Origin of the sequence: Micromonospora sp. D75 (assembly GCF_018070405.1) — a bacterium.
Lineage (GTDB): Bacteria > Actinomycetota > Actinomycetes > Mycobacteriales > Micromonosporaceae > Micromonospora > Micromonospora chalcea.
Map to the genome: position 1 here is coordinate 1 of NZ_JAGPXV010000993.1, position 1,295 is coordinate 1,295.

General features: G+C 72.0%; 1 protein-coding gene and 2 pseudogenes. All 3 read left to right on the forward strand.

Translation table 11 applies throughout. From position 1 onward, the window contains the following. A pseudogene (locus KBX39_RS31400) lies at positions 1-239 on the forward strand (phage holin family protein); the annotation flags it as partial. A 502-nt stretch (positions 240-741) separates the two neighbouring features. Further along, a complete protein-coding gene (rpsL, locus tag KBX39_RS31405) occupies positions 742-1,116 on the forward strand; it encodes a 30S ribosomal protein S12 (RefSeq protein WP_007465318.1) in 375 nt (124 codons plus the stop codon). 1 nt (position 1,117) lies between these two features. Continuing rightward, positions 1,118-1,295 (forward strand): annotated as a pseudogene (locus KBX39_RS31410) (30S ribosomal protein S7); the annotation flags it as partial.

Sequence of the window (1,295 nt, forward strand, 5' to 3'; positions counted from 1 at the left end):
GGCCGGACTACGGTGGCGCCTGGGCGGCCGGCGCGTTCACCGTGCTCGGCGCGCTGATCGGGGTCGGCGCGGTGGTCGCCGGGCTGCTGGCCCGGCGGCAGATCCGGCGGCCGGCGCCGCCGCCGGCGGTGCGGTTCACCGGCGCCGGCCTGGCCGTGGCCGGGCTCTCCTGCGGCGGGGTGGGGCTGCTGTTCAGCCTGGTCGGGCTCGGGCTGGCCCTCGTGGTGCAGATCACGTGAGGCCCCCGGTGGGGCCGGTGCGGCCGGTGACCTGCCGCGACCGGTATGTCCGGGTGCCCGGGGGGTGGGCTGTGTCGGGGCCGCCGGGCCGCGCGGCGGACGAGCCGGTACACTTGTCACTGTAGGTGCCCATCATGGGCGCGTCGGCGATCCGGAGATCGGCCCGGCGGACCGCGGCAGCGGTCCTCCCGACCCATCCGTTTTGACCGGCGCGGCTGTGGTAGGTACTCTTTCCCCTTGTGCCCGGGCTCGCCTGGGCAATGCGTGCGTGCGCTGGAACCGGTCAGCCGGTGAATCGCGCGGTCGCACCATCAAGACCAAACAACCCGGTACGACGCGCCAGCGGCCGGCACCGGGACCGTGACTTGGGCGACACGCCCGACCGCGGGTGCTGGGACGCCGACAGGCGGCCCCGGTTGGAATGTAGGAGAGCCGCCCATCCGGACGGCTGGAGCAGACGGCGCGGTCGCCTCGCAGCGGCCGAAGGGAGCGGAGAAACCCGGTGCCCACCATTCAGCAGTTGGTCCGAAAGGGCCGTCAGGCCAAGACGACCAAGACCAAGACCCCGGCGCTCAAGGGGTCTCCCCAGCGGCGCGGCGTGTGCACCCGCGTGTACACCACCACCCCGAAGAAGCCGAACTCGGCGCTGCGCAAGGTCGCTCGTGTCAAGCTCAGCAGCCAGATCGAGGTGACCGCCTACATCCCGGGCGTCGGCCACAACCTTCAGGAGCACTCGATCGTGCTCGTGCGCGGCGGTCGTGTGAAGGACCTCCCCGGCGTGCGGTACAAGATCGTGCGCGGCTCGCTGGACACCCAGGGTGTCCGCAACCGCAAGCAGGCTCGCAGCCGCTACGGCGCGAAGAAGGAGAAGAGCTGACATGCCGCGTAAGGGACCCGCTCCGCGGAAGCCGCTGGTCGCTGACCCGGTGTACAACTCGCCCCTGGTCACCCAGCTGGTGAACAAGATCCTGCTGCGCGGCAAGCGTCAGCTCGCCGAGCGCATCGTGTACGCCGCCCTGGAGGGCTGCCGCGAGAAGTCCGGCACCGACCCCGTCG